Source organism: Mycobacterium sp. (assembly GCF_035499775.1).
Classification (GTDB): Bacteria; Actinomycetota; Actinomycetes; order Mycobacteriales; family Mycobacteriaceae; genus Mycobacterium.
This window is the reverse complement of the sequence record NZ_DATJYB010000152.1, coordinates 1-18,528: the sequence shown is the minus strand read 5'-3', so window position 1 is coordinate 18,528 and position 18,528 is coordinate 1. Positions and strand designations below refer to the sequence as shown.

Genomic DNA, 18,528 nt, shown 5'->3' with positions numbered 1-18,528 from the left:
CCGCGCTACCTCGCCGCCGGCGAACGACTCGACAGCTGGATCACCGGAATCGGCGAGCTGCACCAAACATTCGTCAATGACGTGCGGACCTCCGCCGAGGACGCGCAATCATGACCCTCGTTCATTGCGCCGAAGGCCTCGGCCCCAGATAGTCACTTGGCGTTAAGGACTCCGTAACCCTCGGGCGGGTACTCAATACCTAGATGCCGGTAGCACATCGACTGCCCGGCTCAATACCGGCGCTGCCTCAGAAGCGTTGATAAGTAAGCACTTTCAGGTGATACCCGCCAAGTTAGTTGCTCAATTGTTCACTATAACTATAGTAGCATAAGGCTACTATTGCTATATGGGGTTGCATCCGCGGAGCGCGGATTCAATTGGGGGAGAAGGGGTGTTGACAGTGTCAACCATTAGGAAGTACTGGAACCGCTCAAAGCTGGAAACGGCAACCGTCGCCGGCGGCCTTCTGGTCGCGGTCGGGGCGCTGGCGGGTGGCTCGGTGGGGGCAGCAGCGACCGCTCATGCCGACGCCAACGACAACAAATTCCTGGCACAGCTGAAGTCCGAGGGCATCACCGACCATGTGTCTCCCAGCCACGCGATCGAGGCCGGTCATATGGTCTGCCAGAAACTTGACAACGGCATGTCGCCTACCGAGGTGGCCTATGACGTCCTGAACAGCAGTGTCATGCCCGCCTATCATTCCGGCTACTTCGTCGGCGCCAGCATCGAGGCATATTGCCCGCAGTACACGTCCAAGATCAATCAGCCGAGTCCCGACGGGAAGAGTTAGTCCGACAGAACGGGGAGTTGCGGATAGGGCTGCGCTGCTATGTCGGCGCGGTCAGGTAGTCTTTCGACAGCGCCAGCGCGGTAATGGCGGCGACAACCAGCAGGTAGACCGGCAGCAGGTGCTCGAAGTGGGTGTAGCCCACCGCGAAGTGAATGATCAGCACGGGAACCGTGCCGAAGGCGCACCCCAGCAGCAGACCCCACCACACCCAGCGTTGCCCGCGCCGCCAGCCCCACATGCTGATCAGCAACACCGCCAGGCCGGCGCCGACCAGCGCGCCACCGAAGCCGCCCCGGTCGTGAGCGATGAACGGCAACAGATGGGCGTTCGCAGACCGAAGATGCTCGGCGTGGGTGCCCATGAAGTCCAGATCGGTGGGCACGAATACCGACGTCATCCCGACGGTGGAGATGACGCCGCCCGCCACGGTCAGACCCCCGCCGACGCCGATCATCAGCAACTGGCCCCACAGCGCCCGATGTCGTTGCGGCTCAGGCCCTTCCACGACCGGCGGCCAGTGCGGGCCGGGGAGTTGCCGGCACAGCGCGATCACCAGCATCGGAAACAGCGCCGCGACGACCAGTGTGTGCAAGGGCTCTATGAATCCGCCGGTTCCCAGAAAGTAGAAATAGCTGCCGAATGCGACGAGCCCGGAGACCGCCAGTGTCCGCCGAGCCCACCGGTAGCCCTGCCGCATCGCCTGGGCCAGCGTGAGGTAGAGGATTCCAATGCCGATCATGTTGCCCGCCATCGTGATTCGGTCATGCTGGAGGAACCCGATCAGGTGGGGATTGAGGTCATGCAGATCGGAGACGGTCGCGCCGAGGTAGTCGCGGTCGTACCAGAGCAGCACCGGCCCCAGCGTGATCACCGCCGCACCGATGCCGGCCACGATCAGTCCGATACCAACCAGCGCCGCCCACAGCCAACCGGGCCAGCGCCGCGGATCCTTCGAGATGCTGCGCAACGGGTCCGGCGGCGACGTGGGTGTGGCCGCCTCGATCACCCGGTTGAACCAGCCAGGCCCGGCGGCGATCAATACCGAGGGAGCGGCCAGCACCGTCGTCGTCGGATCGGCCAGCGCTTGTGTCGCCGGCGCGAGTTCGGGTGTCGAGAGCCGTACCGGGGGATGGTCGGGGTCGCCGACCGTCGCGACGTCGACATCCTTCGCGATCGCTTCGCAAGCCTCGGTGCTGTCGGCGACGACGGCGACCCGACACCGTCGACCGGCAGTCGCTTGCCGGACGGTGTCGACGTCGCCCATCCCGACCGGGTTGATCTCGATGACGTCGGCGCCTTGGACCGCGAGCACCGGGATGGCGTCGGTCGCGATCCGCGGCGGAACCGAGGCGCCGAAGCGGCCCGACCAGAGCGGCGGCAGGCGAGGGTAGTCGAAAATCGCCGGGATCCACTTCCGGCCGCCCGCGTACCTGATCAGCAGCGCGAGCGATCGCAGCGCCAGGACTCGTGTGCGATGTTCGCCCAGCAGGGCCTCGGCGAGTGGGCGCAGCGGTTGATAGGTCCAGTCCGGCACGTCGACAATCTTCACACTTGGACCGAACTCGATGGCAGTCAGCGCTGGTCGGTGAACCGCAGAGCGTTGGCCCACAGGCGGGTCACCGTGGACACCAGAGTCTCGAACTCGACCGGTTCACTATTGGCCGTTTCACCCTCACCCGGCGTGAAGACGCTGTACGCAAGCCGGCTCACCATGCCGGACAGCGCCCGCGAGGCCAGCAACGGATCGATGTCGGCGTCCGCGATTCCGCGCGCCTGCAGGTCGGCGATTCCGCGCGCGTTGCGGCGGATGAATGCATCCGCGCGGCGCATCCGGAACTTGCTGAACTCCTGATCCACGTGGGAGACCTGCTCGAGCAGCGCCATCAATTTGGCGTTGCGCCGATACGCCTCCAGATATGCGCGGTTGCTCGCCTCGAGCACCGCGTACGGGTCATCGGCGTTACTCACCCGGCCCATGCCCGGATGCATCATGTCCTCCTGCGCCTGCTCGAGGACAGCGGCGAAGATCTCTTCCTTGTTGGCGAAGTAGGTGTAGAACGACCCGGTCGCACACCGCGCTTCCTTGGTGATGTCGGCGAGCCTGGTGTCGAGGTAGCCGTCCCTCTCGAAGACCGTCCGCGCGGCGCTGATCAGCCCGGCCCGCGTCCGTACTCCACGCGGGGTCGCCGGTGGCTGGCGGGACGGGGGGGCCATCGAGGGCGCGTTCTCCTGCGTGCCGGGCGCGGTCACATCCATCTGCCTCCGAACTTGAATCTGAATCCGGATTCAACTATACATAACAGAGGCCCGCTTCGTACCTCGCGTTTGTCCGTGGGCCGCGATCCGTCTTGGGAAGGGAATGTGCTTGTGAAGGTTGCCGACAAGGTGGCCATCGTGACCGGCGGTGGCGGTGGCATCGGCGGTGCGCTGGCCGCGAAGCTGACGCAGGCCGGCGCGCGGGTCGTGGTCGCCGACATCGACGCCGACGCCGCCTCGGCGGTGGCGGAACGGATCAATGGCGACCAACCCGGGACCGCTGTCGGCGCGGACGCGGACGTATCCGACCGCGCCCAGATCCAACGGCTGATCGACCTTGCCGAAAGCGAATTCGGCCCAGTGGACCTGTATTTCGCCAACGCGGGCATCACTGGCGCCCTGGGCCTCGACGCGAGCGAGCGCGAATGGGACCTATCCATCGACATCAATCTGCGCGCCCACATCCGCGCTGCGGAACTGCTGGTGCCCACCTGGGTTGAGCGCGGCGGCGGTTACTTCGTAAGCACCGCCTCGGCGGCGGGCCTACTGACCCAGCTCGCCTCCGCGACCTACTCGGTCACCAAGCACGCCGCCGTCGGTTTCGCCGAGTGGCTGAACATTGCCTATGGGGACCAGGGCGTTCGGGTGAGCTGCCTGTGCCCGATGGGGGTCAACACCAAGCTGCTGTACTCCGGGCGGGATACCGGCGAGCCGCTGGGCGAACTCGCTACCCGGCAGGTTACCGCCTCCGGTGACGTGCTGCAGCCCGCCGAGGTCGCCAACGTCGTGCTGAAAGCGATTGACGAGGAACGCTTTTTGATCCTTCCGCATCCGGCCGTCCTGGACATGTACCGGCAAAAGGCCGCCGACTATGACCGTTGGCTGAGCGGCATGCGCCGCTATCAGCGCAGCCTGCTAGACCACCGTTGATTTCGCCGATAGCCGTCAGGAGCCGTCATGTCGTTATTCGAAGTATCAGATCGCGCCAAGAAATACCAGGAAGACCTGCTGGAGTTCATGGACTCACACGTGTACCCGGCCGAAGCGGTATACGACGAGCAGATGCGGGAGTCCGGTGATCCGCATTTCCAGCCGCCCGTCATCGAGGAGCTCAAGGCCGAGGCCCGAAAGCGGGGCCTGTGGAATCTCTTTCACCCCGACCCCGAATGGGGACCTGGGCTGACCAACTTCGAGTACGCACCGCTCGCGGAGATCATGGGGCGCAGCCACATCGCTTCTGAGGCGTGCAATTGCAACGCCCCCGACACCGGCAACATGGAGGTGCTGACGCTTTTCGGCAGCGACGAGCACAAGGAAAAATATCTCAAGCCGCTGCTCGACGGCACGATGGCCTCGGCGTTCGCGATGACGGAGCCGCGGGTGGCCAGTTCGGACGCCACCAATGTCGAGCTGTCCATGGTGCGCGACGGCGACGAGTATGTGCTCAACGGCCGGAAGTGGTTCGCCTCCAACGCCTTACACAAGAACTGCAAGGTGCTGATCGTGATGGGCAAGACGGACCCGACGGCCGCCCCGCACCGGCAGCAGTCGATGATGGTCGTTCCCATCGACGCGCCCGGTATCACCGTGATGCGTGGTCTTCCGGTGTTCGGCTACCAGGACCGTGAGGGCCACGCCGAAATCGACTTCAACGACGTGCGGGTGCCGGTCACCGATGTCCTCAAGGGCGAAGGGGAGGGGTTCGCGATCAGCCAGGCGCGCCTGGGCCCCGGCCGCATTCACCACTGCATGCGGGCTATCGGCATGGCCGAGCGCGCACTGGAGCTGATGTGCAGGCGCGCCGAATCCAGAGTCGCCTTCGGCAAACCGCTCAGCGAGAACGCCAACATCCGGGACTGGATTGCCGAGGCGCGCATCGAGATTGAGATGATCCGGTTGCTGACGCTCAAGGCCGCCTACCTGATGGACACCGTCGGTAACAAGCAGGCGCAGACCGAGATCGCCGCGATCAAGGTCGCGGCCCCCAACATCGCGCTGAAAATCGTCGACCGCGCCATCCAGGTGCACGGCGGAGCCGGCGTGACCGACGATTTCCCGCTGGCCATGGCCTGGGCCCATCTGCGCACACTGCGGCTGGCCGATGGCCCCGACGAGGTCCACAAGCGCGCCATCGCCCGTCACGAGCTGCGGAAGTACCGCGACCACGCGCCTGTCGCGAACAGCTGAACGACAAGCAGCCGGATACGAACCTAGGGTGGTGACGCCCCGCGACGCATTTCGGCAGCGGCGGCCCGCGCCACGGCCGCGTCAGCGGCATAGCGTGCGGCCGCCACCTCACTGCGCGCCCGCGCCTCTGTAGCGGCGACTTCGTCGGCCGCGCTGGCGCGCACTGCCTCGATCTGGGCGTGGGCTAGGGTAATGGCTTCCTGGGCCTCGTTGCGTGCCCGGGCCACGGCTTCCTCGGCGGCTTGGCGGGTGGCCGCGACCTCGCCGTTGGCCCACGCGTGTGTGGCGGCGATTTCGTCGGCCGCGCTGGCGCGGGCTGCCTCGATCTGGGTGTGGGCTAGGGTAACGGCTTCCTGGGCCTCGTTGCGTGCTTGGGCCATGGCCGCGTCGGCGGCTTGACGGGTGGCCGCGACCTCGCTGTTGGCCTGCCCGTGGGCCGCCGCAATCGCGGCGGCCGCCTCAGCTCGCAGCCGCTCCAGCTCGCCGCGTACCTGCTGCAACTCATGCTGTGCGGTCTCGCGTTCGGCGGCCCGTTCTGCGGCGCGTTGCTCGGCGCGTGCTTGCGCGCTACGGACTTGTTCGTGGGCTGCGGCCAGTTCGGCTGCGGCGTCGGCGCGCACCTGGTCGAGCTGGGCGCGCACCCCTTCGAATGCTTGCACGGCCGCCTGGCGTTCCGCGGCTCGTTCCGCCGCGCGCTGCTCCGCGAGCGTGTGGGCGGTGCGGAGTTGCTCGTGGGCTGCCGCCAGTTCGGTCGCCGCGTCAGCGCGGACCTGCTCCAGCTCGGTACGCAGGCCTTCGAACGCTTGCAGCGCGGTCTGGCGTTCAGCCACCCGTTCTGTGGTGCGCTGATCGGCGCGTGCTTGGGCAGCGCGGGCTTGTTCGCGGGCCGCGGCCAGTTCGGTCGCCCCGTCTGCGCGGGCCTGCTCCAGCTCGGCACGCAACCCTTCGAATGCCTCCAGGGCGGCGTGGCGTTCGGTGGCCCGTTCTGTGGTGCGCTGATCTGCGTGCGCTTGGGCGGCGCGGACATGTCCATGCGCCGCGGCCAGTTCAGCGGCCGCATCTGCGCGCACCTGCTTCAGCTCGGCGCGCACCCCTTCCAATTTTTCGTGGACGGCCCCCAACGCGGCAGCCCGTTCCCTGTCCTTCTGGTCGGCCTGCGTCTCCAATTCGCGGAGCCGTTCCCGCGCCGCGACCGCGGCCTGCGCGGCTTGTTCGGCTTCCGCGCGCGCCATCGCCGCCGCCGCTTCGGCGTCCCGCCTGGCCTGCTGTTCCTCAGCGACGCGGGCTTCGGCCAGGGCCCGTAAGTGGTCTGCCTCGACAAGCTGCATCACCGGCGAAAGCCGTTTGCGCCCCGGGCCGTAATGGATGCGATGGTTGACCAGCTCACGCTCGCTCATCGCCGCTATCACAACCAACACCGCCGGCGGCGTGGTGCCCAGCCGCTTCGCAGCCGCGATCGCATCGGCGGCCGCACGCTGACTCAAAGCGGCCCAGGCTTCGACTTCGAGGTCCTCGATGTGTTGCAGCGTCGACGTCATGTCCGTTGCCGCCTTCGCTTGGCCTCGACGTCGCGGGCTTCGGCGCGTGGTGGGGCCGCGCCAGTGGCGCCGGGTGGGTCTTCACCCCGTCCCGCTACGGCCTGAAGTGACGCCTCCTGGCCCGATCGGTCGCGGCGTTTCACGTCGCCCGGAAACCGCATCGTCTCTGCCGCGGGAACAGCGTCAAATTCGGAAAGCAAACTGCCTTGCTCAGCCAAAACCAGTGAGAACTGGCTTAAATACACTGAAACGGACTTCGCGAGCGTGTCGTCGCCAAGCCGCTCAGCGTCGCGCAGCAATCCCCGCAACAACTCCAAAGCCAGTTCCGGGCCCAGCCCGAGGCTGGCACCCTCGCTCGCCGCCGGTTCAATACTGGCCGTCTCCACCACCCACACCAGCCGCTCCCAGCAACGTGCCAGCGCCGCTGCGCGCAGCTCATCTTCACGCAGCTCCTGATGCCGGCGCTCCTGCTGGTCGAGTTGCATCCGGTGCTGCCTCGATCCCAGCCGGAGCGAGAACAGCACGACCGAGGCCACAATGACCGCCGCCAGTATCGCGCCGGCGCCGCCGAAGCCCGCCGACGTCAAAAACTCCCGGGCCAGCGGATACGCCGGCACTTGTCCGGGCGCCGGAAAACCGCCGGCAGCAAACACGCTCATAACCGGAATCCATCGGATCGACTACGGATTCTGCACCTCCGCAGCTGCACCAGCACTCGCCCCCATGACATAAAACGACCACAACGATCGCACTCTATATTCGCAGGCCCACGCTCCGACGATAACGCCATCTGTTCCCGCGCGCGCCATTAGCGGGCCGGTGAGGCAGCCGCCGCGGCATGGCCGAGGCAGACCCGCGATCGCGCGAGAGATCGGAGAACGCCGACGCACAGCCGGAATACATTTCAATTTCGTTGGACCATAACAGATCCCACATTGCTGCGCCGCGTGGCTGTCTGCGAAGTGCCCAAGCCGGAGGGCAGCACGGTTGGACCCAACGTTTACGCGCTGCCACAGCCGGAGGAAAATGCGGGAATGGCTGATACTGCCCTGAGGATCTGTCCCTTTTGCGAGGCCACCTGCGGCCTGACGCTCACGATCTCCGAGGGCCGGGTGACCGGCGCCCGCGGCGACCGCGATGACGTCTTCAGCGCGGGTTTCATCTGTCCGAAGGGGGCCAGCTTCGGCGAGCTCGACAACGATCCCGACCGGTTGACCCACCCCCTCGTCCGGCGTGACGGGGTGCTGACCGAGGCCACCTGGGAAGAGGCGTACGCCGTCGTCGCAGACCGCCTGGGCGGGGTTATCCGCGAGCACGGCGGGCCATCGGTCGGCGTCTACTTCGGCAATCCGAACGCTCACACCGTCGCGGGCAGCCTGTACGCGCCGTTAGTCATCCGCGGGCTTGGCACCCGGCAAGTGTACAGCGCGAGCACGCTCGATCAGATGCCCAAGCACGTCGCGCTCGGCCTGATGTTCGGCAGCCCGGTCGCGTTCACGGTGCCCGACCTGGATCGCACCGACTATCTGGTCATCATCGGCGCGAATCCCTTGGTGTCCAACGGCAGTCTGGCCACTGCCGCCGACTTCCCCGGCAAGCTGCGGGCATTGCGCAAACGCGGGGGCAGGCTGGTCGTCATCGACCCCGCCCGCACCCGCACGGCCGAACTGGCTGACCGACACCTGGCACCGCGACCCGGCACCGACGCCGCATTGCTGTTCGCCATCGTGCACGTGCTGTTCGAAGAGGGCCTTGTCGCAGCGGATCTGGGCGGAATCGCAGAGCACGTCAACGGTGTCGACGAGGTGCGCGCGCTGGCCGACGAGTTCGCACCGGAGGCCGTCGCTTCGCACTGCGGCGTCTCCGCCGCTGACATTCGCACGTTGGCCCGCGAGATCGCGGCGGCGCCGACGGCCGCGGTGTACGGCCGGATCGGTACCTCCACAGTGGAATTCGGCACGATCGGCAGCTGGTTGGTCGACGTGATCAACATCCTGACCGGAAACCTCGACCGGCCGGGGGGAGCGATGTTCCCCCTCGGCGCGACGGCCCCCGCCCCCCGCCCGGCGAAGCCGGGCCGAGGGTTCCGAATCGGACGTTGGCACAGCCGTGTCTCGGGCTACCCTGAGGCGCTGTCCGAATTTCCCGCCGCGGCGCTCGCCGAGGAGATCGACACGCCGGGCGAGGGTCAGATCAAGGCGGTGATCACCATCGCCGGGAACCCGGTGCTGTCGGCGCCGGACGGCGACCGGCTCGACCGCGCGCTCGACAGCGTCGGCTTCATGCTCAGCATCGACCCCTACCTCAACGAGACCACCCGTCACGCCGACGTGATCCTGCCGCCGCCCCCGCCCGCGCAAAGCGCGCATTACGACTTCGCGCTCAACAACCTCGCGGTGCGCAACAACGCGCGCTACTCGCCGCCCGCGCTGCCGCTGGACGCACGGCCCGACGAGCCAGAAATCCTGTCGCGCATCGCCCTGATCCTGTACGGCCTGGGACCGGACGGCGATTACGCGCTGGTTGACGATCAGGTCATCGCGACGACGTTGACCAAGGAGACCGCCGATCCCGACTCACCCGTCGCCGGCCGTGCGGTCGACGAATTGACCACAATGCTGATCCCGGGCCCGGGTTACGAACGACGCCTGGACATGATGCTTCGGCTCGGGCCGTACGGCGACGCGTTCGGCGCCAACCCCGACGGGCTCACCCTCGAGCGGCTCAAGGCGGCGCCGCACGGCATCGACCTGGGGCCGTTGCAGCCTCGGCTGCCCGAGGTGCTCCGAACCCCAACGGGGCGAATCGAACTCGCGCCCGAGCCGCTCAGCGCCGACGTGCAGCGGCTGCGTGAGTCGGTCGGCAGTGGACGTGACCGGTTCATGCTGATCGGCCGGCGCCATCTGCGTTCCAACAACAGCTGGATGCACAACGTGCCCGCGCTGTCCGGCGGCACCAACCGGTGCACCCTGCGGATCCACCCTGACGACGCCGCCGAACTCGGGCTCACCGACACCGACACGGCCGTCGTCAAGGGCCCGGGTGGCGAGCTGCTGGCTCCGGTCGAGGTGACCGACGTCATGCGGCGCGGTGTGGTCTCGCTGCCGCACGGGTGGGGACATGATCGCGACGGCACCGGTCAGGAGCTTGCGGCCAGCCAGCCCGGTGTCAACGTCAATCAACTCAACGACGGCAATCTGCTAGACGTGCTGTCAGGCACCGCAGTGCTCAACGGCATCCCGGTCGACATCGCTCCCGCGGGCTGAAAGGTCATGTCAGATGAACCTGGCGATGTCGCCGCCGAGCCCTCGATCAGAGATGTGCCCGAGGCGCATCGTTACGAGGTCTCGCTCCACGGCGAACGTTGTGGGTTAGCGGCCTATCTCGACACCGGCCGGCAACGCGTCTTCTACCACGCAGAGGTCGGCGAGCGATTTTCCGGGCGCGGCCTGGCGGGTGCGCTCGTCACCGCCGCGCTGAACGACACCCGCGCGGGCGGCAAACGCATCGTCGCGGTCTGCCCGTACGTCGCGGCGTATGTGCGACGACATCACGAATTCGACGACATCCTTGACCCGGTCACGCCCGCCGTACTGACCGCGGTGCGCAGTCAGACGACCAGTCGACCTCCAAAGGAGTGAGATGACGCTTACGACGCACCGATGGCCCTCCCTGCGGGTTGACGATTGGACGGCGACGCGGGACACCTTGCACATGTGGGCACAGATCGTCGGCAAGATTCGGATGCAGCACATGCCGCTCATCAACCACTGGTGGCAAGTGACGTTGTATGTGAGCCCGCGGGGACTTACCACCGGCGGAATCCCTTATGGCAGTGCGATGTTCGATATCGAATTCGACTTCGTCGACCATGTGCTGGCGATCCGCCACAGCGATGGCAGCCAAAGGTCGGTGGCGTTGCAGCCCAAAACGGTCGCGGACTTTTACGGCGAGACCCTTTCCGCGCTGCACAGCTTGGGCATCGAGTCGCATATCGTCGCGTCGCCCAACGAGGTCGACCCGGCGATCCCGTTCGCTAAAGACACTGAGCACAACGCCTACGATCCGGACGCGGCGCGGCAATTCTGGCAGCAATTGGTGCAGGCCCACCGGGTGATCACCGATTTCCGCGCTTTCTTCACTGGCAAGGTGAGTCCGGTGCACTTCTTCTGGGGTGCAATAGATTTAGCCTGCACGCGGTTCTCCGGTCGACCCGCCCCCCGGCACCCTGGTGGTGCGCCCAACTGTCCCGACCGGGTGATGGTCGAGGGGTATTCGGGTGAGCTCAGCAGCTGTGGTTTCTGGCCGGGCGGTGGCGAGGAAGGTGCCTTCTACTCGTACGCGTACCCGCAACCCGAAGGTTTCGCCGCCCACCCCGTTGAGCCGGACGGCGCGTATTTCAGTGAGGCTTATGGAGAATTCCTGTTCCCGTACGAAGCCGTGCGCACCGCTGCAGATCCCGACGACGCGCTCATGCGGTTTCTTCAGACCACCTACCAGGCAGCGGCCGATCTCGGCCGTTGGGACCGCGCCGCACTCGAATGTGATCCAAACCGCCTGGGTTAGCGGCGGCGACGACGATGGACGTGACCAAAGCGGGATCTGGCCACCGATATGAACCCCACCCGCATCACCGACCAGGTCTCCATCGGACTGATCTGCCAGGCGGAGTCCGCCGGCGACGTGGTGATCGCGATCCGGGGCACCGAGGGAATCTTCGAGTGGCTCCACGATTTTGAATTCGGTCTGGTCCCGTGCCCGTTTCTGACCACCGCGGGCCGAACCGACGACGGCTTCACCGAGATGTACATGTCGATGACAACCGATGCCGCGCCGGGCTCACCCTCCGTCGTGCAGTCGTTACCGACATTGAAGTTCGACAATGTCGTGAGCTCGGTGACAGTCTGCGGTCACAGCCTGGGCGGAGCGCTGGCAACGCTGCTCGTATTGGATCTGGCTGCGACTGCGGCAGATCCGGCGAAGACCCAGTATCAGCGGTTCGCCAACCCGGTCGCTTACACCTATGCGAGTCCGCGGACCGGGGACTCGGCGTTCGCCGCAAAGTTCAACCAGGTCGTCCCGAGTTCGAATCGGATCGAAAACCGCCTCGACATCGTGCCCCACTTACCGGCCGTGTTCATGCATTACGCGCACGTCAACACTCCCTACGAGCTGACTCCGACGCAAGTCAATTACAGCTTGTATTGCGAACATTCGATCACCACGTACTTGAACCTGCTGTCCTTGCGGTCCGGCGGCCCCGTCATTCCGCTTGAACCCCAATGTCAGTCGGGACCCCCGCCCAGGACGCCGATCCCGGCGCAGGCGTAAGTGAGGTGCGCGATCGGCTCGGTCAGCGGCTACCGGGCATGCGGCGGACCACACCATCATCGAGCATCTGCTGGAAGTGATCGGTGACGGTCTGCTCCACCGGGTGATACGTCAAACCCAGCTCGTCTCGGCTACGGCCGTTGTCGAATGCCAGCGGGTAACCGATGTTGAGGTCGACGAATTTCCGCGTCAGCCCGACAACGGGCGCGGCGGCCTTCACGAACGCTTTGGGCGCCGTCATGCGCGGGAACGCGTAGAGCGGGCCGAACCGACGGCGCAGCATCTTGCCCATCTGCAGCAACGTCAGCGAATCCGCGTTGACGATGTAGCGGCCGTGCGCCTCGGGGGTGAACCCGGCGCGCAGGTGGGCATCGGCGACATCGCGCACGTCCACCACACCCATGGTCAACGCGGGAGCTCCGGCCAGCATGCTGCCGTCGGTGAACTGCTTCATCGTGCTCAGGCTGGCCGAGTCGCTGGCACTGGTCAGGGCAGGGCCGAGCACCAGCCCGGGGTGGATGGTGACCATGTCCCAGCGATCCTGCGCCTTCTGGTAGCGCCAGGCCTCCTGCTCGGCCACCGTCTTGGAATACGAATACGGCTGGTGGTCAACGCTGCTGGTGGTGTTCCAGTGTTCGTCGGTGAAGACGCCGCCGGGGACGTCCCGAGCGTCAATGTTGTCGCCGTAGATCGCGACCACGCTGCTGGTCAGCACGACGCGCTTGACGCTCGGCGTGCGGTTGACCGAGTCCAGCACGTTGCGGGTGCCTTCCAGCGCCGGGCGGACCAACGCTTCCTGTGCATCCTTGAACCCGGAGAGGATAAATGGCGAAGCGGTGTGCATGACGAGCTCGCATCCGGCCATGGCCTCGTCGAAGCTGCCGGTGTCGAGCAGGTCGGCCTTGAATAGCCGGAGCCGACCGGGGTGATCGTCTGAGAGCTTGTGCAGGTGCTCCAGCCCGGAGGGCTTTTGCGGGTTGCGCACCGTGCCATGGACAGTGCGCCCCGCCTCGAGGAGGCATCGGACAATCCAGCTGCCGATATAGCCGCTGGCGCCCGTAACGAGCACCGGCGCGTCCGGGTCGATCGCCGTCGATGATCGGTCCATGGTGGATGTTCCTCTCTGGTGGGTTTACGGGTCAGCGGCCAACAGGTTCGCCGCTCGGGGTGGCCAGTGCGATGGCATCGGGAATCGTCGGTGCCGCGGAAGCCGATACGGTCGATCAGGGGCCGGACCAGGCCGGGTACCCGCGCGACCAGCGAATTGCGCCGAGGGACAACGATCATCGCGGCGCGGCGTTCAACGCCGGTGATGATGGCGTCGACCACCTCGTCGATAGTGATCATCTTCCACAGACCCTTCTGATTGCCACCCCATAGCGTATTGCCGGCGGGGTCGTCGTGGACGTCGTCCATCATGGGGGTCTTGAAGAACGTGGGGTGGGCGCTGCCGACGCTCACTCCGTGGTGGCGCAGCTCGAGCCAGGTGGCGTCGCACAGCGCCCAGACGCCGGCCTTGCTGGCGACATATGGGCCGTTGAGTGGTGAGTGGACGAAGGCGGCGATCGAGGACACGGCGAGCAGGTAACCCCGCTGGTGCTTGACGTGCGGGACGGCGGCGCGGAAGGTGTGCCATCCCCCGTTGAGGTCACCGACGGCCTGCGCGCCCGGACCACCGCCTGATCCAGCCGGTACGCCGTCCGAGAGAGAGCGTCTTGATAGGCTGGATGCTTGCTGACGCCCGTCACCGAACCGACAGAGTTGATTGCGTGACCAGCGGCGACGAACGGATTTCCGCATCGGCACCCGATAGCGGGTCGGTCGGCGATCTCGTCCCGGTCGGCACGCGCATCGACCTCGACAACTGCGCCCGCGAGCCGATCCACATCCCGGGCAGCATCCAGCCGCGCGGTGTGCTCGCGGTGCTGCGCGAGCCCGACTTCGAGGTGCGTCAGGTCAGCGCCAACGTGGCGGATCTGCTTGGTCGCAGCGTCGATGCCGTGCTGGGCAGACACCTGTCGGCGCTGATCGGCGCCGAACAGGCCGCCCGGGTCGAGGAGGCGGCGTCGAGCTTCGGCGATCTCCACCAACGCAACCCGGTCGAGTGCGTGATCGACGTTGCCGGCGAGCCACGGGCGTTCGACGCCATCCTGCATCGCGAACCAGGCGGTGTGCTGCTGGTCGAACTCGAGGTCGCGTATGGCGAGCGGCCGTTCTCCTTCCCCAATACCTACCAGGCGGTGCGCAGCTCGGTGGAGGAGTTGAACCGGGCCGCCACGCTGACCGAGCTGTATGACACCACTGCGCGCGCGGTCCGCGACCTCACCGGCTTCGACCGCGTCATGGTCTACCGCTACGACGAGGACTACAACGGCGAGGTCGTCGCCGAGTCCAAGCGGGAGGACCTCAACTCGTTCCTCGGCCTGCACTACCCGTCCACCGACATCCCGGCACAGGCGCGGGCGCTGTACGAGAAGAACTGGCTGCGGCTGATCTCCGACGTCGACTACACGCCCGCACCGCTGGTGCCGGCGATCGACCCGGCGCGCGGCGCGCCGCTGGACCTTACCCACGCGACGCTGCGCAGCGTCTCGCCCATCCACGTCGAATACCTGCAGAACATGGGCGTGCACGCGTCGATGTCGATCTCGTTGCTGCGGCACGGCCGGCTGTGGGGACTCATCGCCTGCCACCACTACGCCGGTCCGCATCTGCCGCCGTTCGGAACCCGGGCGGCCGCGGAGTTCCTCGGCTCGACGTTGTCGCTGCGGCTCGTCGACCGGTTCGAGGACGACGAACTGCACAAGCGATTGGCCGCTCAGGCAGTGCTGGTCAAGCTCGCCGCCGCTACGCTGGACGACAGCGAATCGCTCGCGGAGTCGCTGCTCGCGGCGCCCAACCTGCTCGACCTCGTGCCCGCCGACGGCGCAGTCGTCAACATCCAGGGCGAGCGCCGAGCGTGCGGGACGGTTCCGCCGCTGGAGGCCGTGTCGGCCGTCACTGCCTGGGCGCGTAGCGCGGGCGACGAGATCGCGGGCAGCGAGTGCCTGTCCCGCGAGCTGCCCGGCCTCGACCTCGATCCGCAGTCGGCCGCCGGCGCGCTCGCGCTTAACCTGCCCGACGGGCAGTACGCCGTCTGGTTCCGTCGTGAGGTACTGCGCTCGGTGGACTGGGGTGGCGACCCGGAGAACAAGGCGATCGCGGTCAGGGAGGGCGAACAGATCCGGCTCAGCCCACGCAAGTCGTTCGAACGGTGGCGCGAGATCGTGCACCAATGCAGCGAACCGTGGACGCTGAGTGAGATCGAGTCCGCCGAGTCGTTGCGGCGCCACGTGGTGGAGTCGCTGTACCGCCGGACTCGGGGTGCGCTGCGCGTGGCCGAGACGGTGCAGCGCAGCCTGCTGCCCGAGTCGATCCCGACGCTCGAGAGCTGGCAGTTATCCGCGCATTACGAGCCGGCCGCGGGCGGTCGCGTCGGCGGCGACTGGTACGACGCGTTCGAGCTGCGTGACGGGCGATTGATCGTGCTACTCGGCGACGTCGCGGGGCACGGCATCTCGGCGGCCGGCACGATGGCGCAGCTGCGCAATGCCCTGCGTGCCCAGTTGTTCGCCGGCGCCGCACCGGCCGACGCGCTGTCTGAGCTCAACGAGTTCTGCGTGCAGTTGCTGCCCAGCGCGTTCGCCACCGTCATCGCCGCGCGGGTCGATCTCGCCACGGGGCTGGTGGAGGCCGCGTCGGCCGGCCACTTGATGCCGTATCTGACCAAGTCGATGACCAACCCCGTCGAAGCCGCTGTCCAGGCGCCGATACGGCTCTCGCCGCCGATCGGCATCCGGGGCATCACGTACGCACCGAGTACGTTCACCGTCGAGCCCGGGCACGGGTTGGTCATGTACTCGGACGGCCTGGTGGAACGTCGCGGCGGGTTCATCGACGACGGCCTGAACCGGTTGGCCGAGATCCTGGGCCGCGAGGGCGACGCGTCGGCGTCCTGGATCTGGAAGGCGATGGCGTCGGACAACTCCGACGACGACGTCGCGATCATCACGCTCCGTCGCCCCTGAGCTCTGGCGATCCACTGGACGTTCCCTGGTTAAGCGCGTAACCTAGCCCGCGCAACGACCGGCTCGGGAAAGGATGACCTCCAATGAGTAGCGCCATCGACATCGATCCTGCGGTCGAGCGCCCGAGCTCCGGGATGATTCCGGTGTTCAATCCGTCCACCGAGGAGCAGATCGCGGAGGTCGTCGATTCCGACCAGGCGACCGTCGACGCGGCGGTGGCCCGGGCGCGCGAGACGTTCGAGTCGGGTGTCTGGCGCAAGGCGCCCGCGTCGCACCGCGCGAACGTGCTCTTCCGCGCCGCGCGCATCATCGAGGAACGCACCGACGAGCTCGCCGCGCTCGAGGGCCAGGACAACGGCATGAACCTGACGGCCGCGCGTCACATCATCCCGGTGTCGCTCGACATGCTGAAGTACTACGCCGGCTGGGTCGGCAAGATCCATGGTGAGTCGGCCAATCTCGTGTCCGACGGTCTGCTCGGGACCTGGGAGACCTACCACACCTTCACCCAGCTCGAGCCGGTCGGCGTCGTCGGCCTCATCATCCCGTGGAATGGTCCCTTCTTCGTCGCGATGCTCAAGGTTGCACCCGCGCTCGCGGCGGGTTGCAGCGCCGTTTTGAAACCCGCCGAGGAGACACCGCTCACCGCGCTGAAGCTGGAGGAGATCTTCCGCGAGGCGGGTCTGCCCGACGGCGTCCTGAACGTCATCACCGGCTACGGCGAGACCACGGGTGCCGCACTCACCGCGCATCCGGACGTCGACAAGATCTCGTTCACCGGATCGACCGAGGTCGGACGGCTGATCGTCAAGGCGGCCGCGGGCAACCTCAAGAGGCTGACCCTCGAGCTTGGCGGCAAGTCGCCGCTGATCATGTTCGACGACGCCAACCTCGACAAGGCGATTATCGGGGCGGGCATGGGCCTGCTCGCCGGCTCGGGGCAGAACTGCTCCTGCACCTCCCGTATGTATGTGCAGCGCGGCATCTACGACCAGGTCGTCGAACGCCTCGCCGCCTTCGCCCAGATGCTGCCGATGGGCGGCAGCGATGATCCCGACTCCGTACTGGGGCCGCTGATCAGCGACAAGCAGCGGACGCGCGTGGAAGGCATCGTTAACGACGGCGTCGCCGCCGGCGGGCAGATAGTGACCGGCGGCAAGCCGATGGACCGCAAGGGCTACTTCTACGAGGCGACGATCGTCACCAACACCACGCCTGACATGCGGCTCATTCGTGAGGAGATCTTCGGGCCGGTCGGCTGCGTGATCCCATTCGACGACGAGGACCAGGTGATCGCCGCCGCGAACGACACGCACTACGGGCTGGCCGGTTCCATCTGGACCGAGAACCTGTCCCGCGCCCATCGCGTCGTGAACGAGCTTCGCGCCGGCCAGATCTGGGTGAACTCCTCGCTTGCAGCGGACCCCTCGATGCCGATCAGCGGCCACAAGCAGTCGGGGTGGGGCGGCGAGCGCGGCCGGAAGGGGATCGAGGCGTACTTCAACACCAAGGCGGTCTACATCGGCCTCTGATCGAGCGGCTTGAGGCGACAATACGTCACGTGACGTTTTGGCGTCCGTTCGACGGTGCGGCGGGAGAGGGGTCAGCCGTTGCTTTTGCGGTTGCCGCCGTCACCTGCTGCATCAGTGTCGAGAGGTCGTAGTAATCACGCCAGCGCGTGATGCGACCGTCGGAATTAACGTCAAACGTGTTGCCTCTATCGCCCCGGTGTTGACCTTCTGAGATGCGGAGCCTAGGGCACCCGACGGCAGCATCGGATGATCTTGCCCAATAGCTCTGCGCCCCAATGTAATTCGTCACAGTGACGTATTGGCGGTAGTGGGCGGGGAGAGGCAGAAGGCGTGGCCGACCGCCGTCCGGGTGCCGACTAGACGGCTCGCGGGGCGGACGCGCTACAAGGTTTCACCCAACGAGGATTTAAGTTCGTTGTCTGGCCGCGCGCAGCGCGTCTTCCGGGCGGGGTCGCGGGGTCGTGTGGCCTGGTTGCGCGTAGAACCGCTGGAAGAAGCCACTTTTGCCTCCCGTGCAGACTACCCATATTGCCGATAAGCGACATTATGTCAGGTTAACTACTCCGTTTTCCATCAGATGAATCATCCCCTCTTGTGCCACTTGGCGACATGGGTTGTCGGGCTGCGATGTCGCCTTGACGAGGCTCGCGCCATTCTTGCTGCGTGCAACTAGTTTGAAGAATGGGCGTTGAGCGCATTGTCGCCCCGATCAGTCGTCAGCGGCACAGCAACGGCCCGGGCCGGTATGACGGCCGACAAAGCAGTCAGCGCCGGCTCATCACCGGGTCACCGGGTCACCGGGTCACCGGGTCACCGGGTCACCG

At 66.5% G+C, this 18,528-nt stretch carries 15 protein-coding genes and 1 pseudogene; 10 read left to right on the top strand and 6 right to left on the bottom strand.

All coding sequences use genetic code 11. From position 1 onward, the window contains the following. The first annotated feature begins 400 nt into the window (after positions 1 to 400). Positions 401 to 793, top strand: coding sequence for a DUF732 domain-containing protein (locus VML93_RS10375; RefSeq protein WP_325610271.1), 393 nt, complete (start codon positions 401 to 403; stop codon positions 791 to 793). 37 nt (positions 794 to 830) lie between these two features. On the opposite strand, the gene VML93_RS10370 is transcribed toward VML93_RS10375, so the two are convergent. Both VML93_RS10370 and VML93_RS10365 read right to left on the bottom strand, forming a co-directional pair. Then, positions 831 to 2,327, bottom strand: a complete 1,497-nt coding sequence (locus tag VML93_RS10370; RefSeq protein ID WP_325610272.1) for a hypothetical protein — start codon at positions 2,325 to 2,327, stop codon at positions 831 to 833. Positions 2,328 to 2,365: 38 nt separating this feature from the next. Next, positions 2,366 to 3,049 carry a TetR/AcrR family transcriptional regulator gene (locus VML93_RS10365; RefSeq protein ID WP_325610269.1) on the bottom strand — a complete coding sequence of 228 codons (684 nt, stop codon included), beginning with the start codon at positions 3,047 to 3,049 and terminating at the stop codon, positions 2,366 to 2,368. 111 nt (positions 3,050 to 3,160) lie between these two features. Here VML93_RS10365 and VML93_RS10360 point away from each other — a divergent pair, with 111 nt between their 5' ends. Together VML93_RS10360 and VML93_RS10355 are read left to right on the top strand one after the other, a co-directional pair. Next, positions 3,161 to 3,979, top strand: coding sequence for an SDR family NAD(P)-dependent oxidoreductase (locus tag VML93_RS10360; protein ID WP_325610267.1), 819 nt, complete (start codon positions 3,161 to 3,163; stop codon positions 3,977 to 3,979). Positions 3,980 to 4,006: 27 nt separating this feature from the next. After that, positions 4,007 to 5,236: an acyl-CoA dehydrogenase family protein gene (locus tag VML93_RS10355; RefSeq protein ID WP_325610265.1), complete on the top strand. Its 1,230-nt coding sequence runs from the start codon at positions 4,007 to 4,009 to the stop codon at positions 5,234 to 5,236. Positions 5,237 to 5,259: 23 nt separating this feature from the next. Here VML93_RS10355 and VML93_RS10350 read toward each other — a convergent pair whose 3' ends face one another. Together VML93_RS10350 and VML93_RS10345 are read right to left on the bottom strand one after the other, a co-directional pair. Continuing rightward, on the bottom strand, positions 5,260 to 6,774 hold the full coding sequence (locus VML93_RS10350) for a hypothetical protein (RefSeq protein WP_325610263.1): 1,515 nt from the start codon (positions 6,772 to 6,774) through the stop codon (positions 5,260 to 5,262). Beyond that, positions 6,771 to 7,427 carry a hypothetical protein gene (locus VML93_RS10345; RefSeq protein ID WP_325610261.1) on the bottom strand — a complete coding sequence of 219 codons (657 nt, stop codon included), beginning with the start codon at positions 7,425 to 7,427 and terminating at the stop codon, positions 6,771 to 6,773. Before VML93_RS10345 ends, VML93_RS10350 begins: the two co-directional genes overlap by 4 nt. A 381-nt stretch (positions 7,428 to 7,808) precedes the next feature. On the opposite strand from VML93_RS10345, the gene VML93_RS10340 reads away from it, so the two are divergent. The 4 genes from VML93_RS10340 to VML93_RS10325 are packed head-to-tail and all read left to right on the top strand — an operon-like array spanning position 7,809 to position 12,105. Beyond that, the gene (locus VML93_RS10340) at positions 7,809 to 10,040 is read left to right on the top strand and encodes a molybdopterin oxidoreductase family protein (protein WP_325610259.1); all 2,232 of its coding nucleotides are present in this window, start codon (positions 7,809 to 7,811) and stop codon (positions 10,038 to 10,040) included. Positions 10,041 to 10,046: 6 nt separating this feature from the next. Beyond that, a complete protein-coding gene (locus VML93_RS10335) occupies positions 10,047 to 10,415 on the top strand; it encodes a GNAT family N-acetyltransferase (protein WP_325610257.1) in 369 nt (122 codons plus the stop codon). Between the two features lies 1 nt (position 10,416). Then, positions 10,417 to 11,340, top strand: a complete 924-nt coding sequence (locus VML93_RS10330; protein WP_325610255.1) for a DUF5996 family protein — start codon at positions 10,417 to 10,419, stop codon at positions 11,338 to 11,340. Between the two features lie 48 nt (positions 11,341 to 11,388). Continuing rightward, positions 11,389 to 12,105 (top strand): lipase family protein, encoded by a 717-nt coding sequence (locus VML93_RS10325; RefSeq protein ID WP_325610253.1) that lies wholly within the window; start codon positions 11,389 to 11,391, stop codon positions 12,103 to 12,105. A 22-nt stretch (positions 12,106 to 12,127) separates the two neighbouring features. Here VML93_RS10325 and VML93_RS10320 read toward each other — a convergent pair whose 3' ends face one another. Continuing rightward, a complete protein-coding gene (locus VML93_RS10320; protein WP_325610251.1) occupies positions 12,128 to 13,213 on the bottom strand; it encodes an aldehyde reductase in 1,086 nt (361 codons plus the stop codon). A 71-nt stretch (positions 13,214 to 13,284) separates the two neighbouring features. On the opposite strand from VML93_RS10320, the gene VML93_RS10315 reads away from it, so the two are divergent. Continuing rightward, the gene (locus VML93_RS10315) at positions 13,285 to 13,485 is read left to right on the top strand and encodes a hypothetical protein (protein WP_325610249.1); all 201 of its coding nucleotides are present in this window, start codon (positions 13,285 to 13,287) and stop codon (positions 13,483 to 13,485) included. Here the strand turns inward: VML93_RS10315 and VML93_RS10310 are convergent. Next, a pseudogene (locus VML93_RS10310) lies at positions 13,477 to 13,905 on the bottom strand (SDR family NAD(P)-dependent oxidoreductase); the annotation flags it as partial. The gene VML93_RS10315 and the pseudogene VML93_RS10310 sit on opposite strands and share 9 nt — an antisense overlap. Here VML93_RS10310 and VML93_RS10305 point away from each other — a divergent pair. Both VML93_RS10305 and VML93_RS10300 read left to right on the top strand, forming a co-directional pair. Continuing rightward, positions 13,875 to 16,172, top strand: coding sequence for a SpoIIE family protein phosphatase (locus VML93_RS10305; protein WP_325610247.1), 2,298 nt, complete (start codon positions 13,875 to 13,877; stop codon positions 16,170 to 16,172). The pseudogene VML93_RS10310 and the gene VML93_RS10305 sit on opposite strands and share 31 nt — an antisense overlap. A gap of 83 nt (positions 16,173 to 16,255) precedes the next feature. Continuing rightward, entirely contained in the window at positions 16,256 to 17,704 is a 1,449-nt protein-coding gene (locus VML93_RS10300; RefSeq protein ID WP_325610245.1) for an aldehyde dehydrogenase family protein, read from the top strand. Positions 17,705 to 18,528 lie beyond the last annotated feature (824 nt).